The sequence below is a fragment of the Muricoprocola aceti genome, from assembly GCF_025567005.1.
Taxonomy (GTDB): Bacteria; Bacillota; Clostridia; order Lachnospirales; family Lachnospiraceae; genus Marvinbryantia; species Marvinbryantia aceti.
This window is the reverse complement of record NZ_JAOQKE010000047.1, coordinates 1-995: the sequence shown is the minus strand read 5'-3', so window position 1 is coordinate 995 and position 995 is coordinate 1. Positions and strand designations below refer to the sequence as shown.

Annotated in this window: 1 protein-coding gene; it reads right to left on the bottom strand. The window is 39.2% G+C overall.

Annotated elements, in window-relative coordinates:
• Positions 1–30: 30 nt before the first annotated feature.
• A partial coding sequence (locus OCV47_RS15755) for a transposase (RefSeq protein ID WP_262655961.1) occupies positions 31–995 on the bottom strand: 965 nt, incomplete at its 5' end.

Sequence of the window (995 nt, the reverse complement as noted above, 5' to 3'; positions counted from 1 at the left end):
TCAGACTGTAGACAAACTTGGTGTTGGGGATTATGCCCAGCACCATTTTTCTTTTAAAACTTCTTTTCTTTTTATTTTTTTCAAAATCAACAAAAATCTGGCTGTATTCCAGCCTCGTTTTTCCAGAATTTTTGCCAGTTTTTTCAAATTCATGCATGCGAAGGTAAGCCCGGCTTTCATTTCCATCCGCGCCTTTCCTACATACTGCGTATATCGAAATCCATGTTGTTCTTTCGCTGTACCGAATATCCTCTCTATGGTTTCTTTTCTTAACTGATAGATCTGTCTGTTTCCGATCGTGTGCCGAATGTCTTCTGCCACTTCCATATATTCTTCCCATACATGACGTGTGATCAGTTTTATATGATCCTTGCTTTCTGTGCATTTTGAAAGATATTGGCATTCAGCACAATGTTCACCGCAGCTTTTATACTCTTTATATCCACTTCTGTTTGTTGTACTGTATGTCAATATATGTGCTCCCGGACATATATAACAATCATAGTATTCATCATATGCGAATTCGTGTTTTCCGAAAAAGTCTTCTTTGGTCTTGGGACGGGTATACGGAAAAAGTGGTTGAATTCCATCTTCCAACAGCCGATGGGCGATTGCCGGAGTTTTATATCCTGCATCTGCAACTACCATCTGCGGATTCAGTTTAGATATCTTATCGTATAATGCTTTAAAAGTACGACTGTCATGCTCATTACCAGGATGTACTGTATATCCAAGGATCCAGCCATGTTTATCACAGGCAGTTTCTACTGCATATGCAAAAACGTGTTTATGTTCACCCTTTCGAAACCATCCACTTTCCGGATCGCTGATGCTGCATTTTTGTGTTTTCACATCTTCAGGAAGTTCTTCAGATATAGAATCTTTACCATTTCCGGTTCCACCGGATGCAGGTGGCTGGTTATCATCTTTTTTCTTTAATGGCTTTTTTCCATGTGCCAGACGATCTTTTTCAATCTCTCTATTTAATTCCTCTT